General features: G+C 56.2%; 4 protein-coding genes. 3 read left to right on the top strand and 1 reads right to left on the bottom strand.

What is annotated here, in order from left to right:
• From WAO69_RS06145 to WAO69_RS06135, 3 genes are all read left to right on the top strand, one after another.
• Nucleotides 1-796, top strand: a 796-nt coding sequence (locus WAO69_RS06145; protein WP_422177172.1) for a hypothetical protein, incomplete at its 5' end; no start/stop codon positions are given.
• Nucleotides 774-1,199: a hypothetical protein gene (locus WAO69_RS06140; protein WP_422177171.1), complete on the top strand. Its 426-nt coding sequence runs from the start codon at nt 774-776 to the stop codon at nt 1,197-1,199. The genes WAO69_RS06145 and WAO69_RS06140, both read left to right, overlap by 23 nt.
• A 185-nt stretch (nt 1,200-1,384) precedes the next feature.
• Nucleotides 1,385-2,557 (top strand): glycosyltransferase, encoded by a 1,173-nt coding sequence (locus tag WAO69_RS06135; protein ID WP_422177170.1) that lies wholly within the window; start codon nt 1,385-1,387, stop codon nt 2,555-2,557.
• On the opposite strand, the gene WAO69_RS06130 is transcribed toward WAO69_RS06135, so the two are convergent.
• Nucleotides 2,558-3,257: glycosyltransferase (locus WAO69_RS06130; protein WP_422177169.1), on the bottom strand; the 700-nt coding region annotated here is incomplete at its 5' end.

The following is a 3,257-nucleotide window of genomic DNA, read 5'->3' as shown; positions in this document are numbered from 1 at the left end:
TACATCAGAAGAGCTGATTGGCACCTATTGGGACGCAACCCAGCGCTGTGCCTATATCGTTCTGGATCACACCCGATATTTCACAGATCGCAAGATTCAGTCCATCGATATCAAAAGTGCTGAAGATCGCGCCAAAGCAGTGATTCAGGACTATTTGAACACCGAGGGCTGCATCGCACAGACGGTTCTTTTGTCATTTGAAATGCCCAAGACGTCCCTAGTGCCGGTGGATAGGACCTCGTTTCTGGACATCGCCGATGTGGTGAGCAAACGCCGCGGGCTGTCCCTGGCTGCGGTCGCGGCTCTGGTGGGCGCGGTTGGTGCCACATCTGTTGCTGCCGAACCGGCTGTCTCGCAAATCAACAGCAAGTTGTCGTTTCAATCGACAGCTCATTCCAATAATGTCGGAACAGACATCGGTGCCGGGGTTCTGGCAGGGTCCGTAACTTTCCCGGTGGGTGTAAGATACGGCTTTCAAATTGATGGCGCGCTTGGCAAGGACGGCGGCGATGAACTGGCCGGTCTTGGCGGGCATCTTTTCTGGCGCGACCCATCGGTGGCGATGGTCGGCCTGATCTTCGGCACCGTAGACATTAATCGGGACGGAGCTGCGCTGGACCAAAGAACCGACCGCATCGGGCTGGAACTTGAGTATTATGTGGAAGATTTCACCGTCTATGCGATGGCAGGGCGTCAATCCGGTAGAAACATCCTTGAGGGGGATCGGCACTCTGGGATTGGGCTGGTATGCAACAGAAGATCTGTTTCTGAGCATGGATTTCGCCAAAACCCCTGACTATGACAACATCACAACGCTGGGTGTCGAATGGCAAACTGGCTTTGGGGCGGCCAAGAATGTCACTGTTTTTGCCGATGCGTCGACCGGGTCCAACGATCACGACCGAATTACGGTCGGTTTCCGCATGTATTTCGGTGGTGGTTCCAAACCGCTTGCTGATCGCCACCGCCGGGATGATCCGATGCGCAACATCACAATGGATATCGTCAACACCTTGTCCGGCCCTGCAAATGGCGCAGGAAATAACGGGCAATACGGCGGAGCAATGCAAGAAGTAGCACTGGGAGAAGAATGTCGAATCAATGACGTACTCTGCCAGTATTTTGCCAACCTCCAGATGGGGGGTAATCAAATGGGGCAGATGGGACAGTATGGCATACAGCTGCGGGACCCCACCTGACTAATCCGGTTGGGCCGGTCTGAATTGAGAAGGTACTCTGATGCCTCGGTCGTAGTATCCCACGCAGGTTCATAAAGGGCATCCGCCTTTGAACCCGTGACGCGATCGACCTCGAACACATGCTTGCGCGGGCCTGGCCTGTGCAAGCATTTTCATGATGTGACAACTCCATCTCTGGAGAGCCCATGGGCAAACATGTTCTTTGCGTTTCAGAGCTTGGTGCCGGTGCTGGGCATCTAGCGCCGATGATGAAAATCGCGCGTCACCTGCGTGCGCTGGATCCGACGGTTCAGATTACATTTGCCGTTTATGATCCGTTTTTTGCCCAGGCTACCTTTGGCGAAGATGGGTTTCCATTTCTTGCATGCCCCATTCCCATGGCTGCGGATGGAGGCGTTTCCAACACCGGCAGCTTCGCGGAAATCCTGTCCTATTGCGGGTTTCTGCATGAAGACCGTTTGACGTTTTCCCTGCAGATCTGGGACAGCCTGTTTGATCTGGTAAAGCCTGACCTGATCCTTGCCGATTATAGTCCCACGGCCTGCCTTGCCGCGCGCGGTCGCATTCCCGTCGCCTCGGTTGGCAGTGGCTATACGCTGCCGCCTGCAAACATCCATGAATATCCCGCCCTGCGGATCGGCTATGCGTCACCGCGTTTTCAGGATAGAATGTGTGATGTGATAAACGCTGAGCTGAAGGCCCGGCACCAAGCGGTCCTGGATTGCCTTCCCCATGTTTTGGCTACTGAAATTCGCGGCGTGTTTGCCATTCCGCAGTCTGACCCCTATGGACGGCTGCGTGCCGACCCCCTCTTGGGGAGTTATGATGGAAATATCCCACCAATGCCGCCACGCGAAGATGGCGGCATCTTTCTGTACCGGGGCGGCAGCGCGCTGGATCTGGCGAAGATTGTCGAGGGCGCGGTTTCGCTTGGCAGACCGATCGAGGCCTATCTTGGCCCCTTCCAAAGTGCTGAACGGCAGTTCCTGTTAGGGTTCGGTGTCACGGTACATGACAAGGTGCCTGACCTGCTTGAGGTGCTTGAGCACTCTCGTGTGATTGTAAGCGGCGCGGGTGCGGGGCTTACGCAGGCCGCGATGCAAGCGGGGAGGCCACAGCTTTGCCTGCCGGCGCATATGGAATCCGATCTCAACGCGACCCGGGTTGTCGACTTGAATGTAGGGTTGAAGCTTGGCAGGATCAGCGACTCTGCAATCATGCGCGACGGATTGAAATCCATTCTGGAAGATCCTTCGTTCACCCGAAACGCACAAGCACTGGCGCAAGAGATTTCACAACTGCCGCTGCCATCAGACCCGGTTGGCGTCTTGGCCCAGGCAATCCTCAAGACGATCTGATCAAAACCGAACGAAGCCTTCTGGCCTTTTTGGCATCGGGCCAAGGCCGCGACGTCTGTGGGCGCGGAACGCTGTATACCAGCCCCATTCGTATTCAAGACAAATGAACCACAATATCAGCCAGCTCACTGAGCGTTTCATCCGTGATTGACCGATAGGCACCTGTTCCGCATACAACCTGCGCACCTTGTTGCGTGCCGATTTCACTCCGTTGAAGAAACGGCCGTCGGCTCCGGTTTCCGCCAACACCCAGTTTTGCTGCGCATAGACTGTATCTATCCCACCTGCCCCATAGTTGCGAAATCGCCGGCGCACCTCTCTGAGGCTGGAGTTTGCCTTGTGCAGGGTACAGACCACCGGTGGAACAATATAGCTGCACCCGCCTCGCAACAATTCCTGGGTCAGAAAACTGTCTTCTGCTGCCCCCCTTTTGTCGTCGGGAAATCCACCCACCGCGACATATGCATCTCGCCGCATGACAGAACACGCCGTGACAGCCGTCACCAAACCCGCCGAACTCGAGTGTGGAGCCGGGTAGGTAAAGCGCAAGTCCAGCAACTTTTGCCAAGACCCTGCATCCTTGCCGATCGCCGAGACCGTCCTGCCCGCGATCAGGTCCACCGACGGGTGGGCCGTCACATAGGCGCGAATCCAGGGCAGCCAATAGGGCGTCGGCACACAATCGTCATCGGTACAGATA

The sequence above is a fragment of the Aestuariivita sp. genome (genome assembly GCF_049276915.1).
Taxonomy (GTDB): Bacteria; Pseudomonadota; Alphaproteobacteria; order Rhodobacterales; family Rhodobacteraceae; genus Aestuariivita.
The sequence above is the reverse complement of the archived record's forward strand: the minus strand, read 5'-3'. Positions and strand labels throughout refer to the sequence as shown.

Excerpts from the sequence above, each read along its gene's own strand:
- WAO69_RS06140 (WP_422177171.1), top strand. The coding sequence starts at position 774 with ATGGATTTCGCCAAAACCCCTGACTATGACAACATCACAACGCTGGGT.
- WAO69_RS06135 (WP_422177170.1), top strand. The coding sequence starts at position 1,385 with ATGGGCAAACATGTTCTTTGCGTTTCAGAGCTTGGTGCCGGTGCTGGG.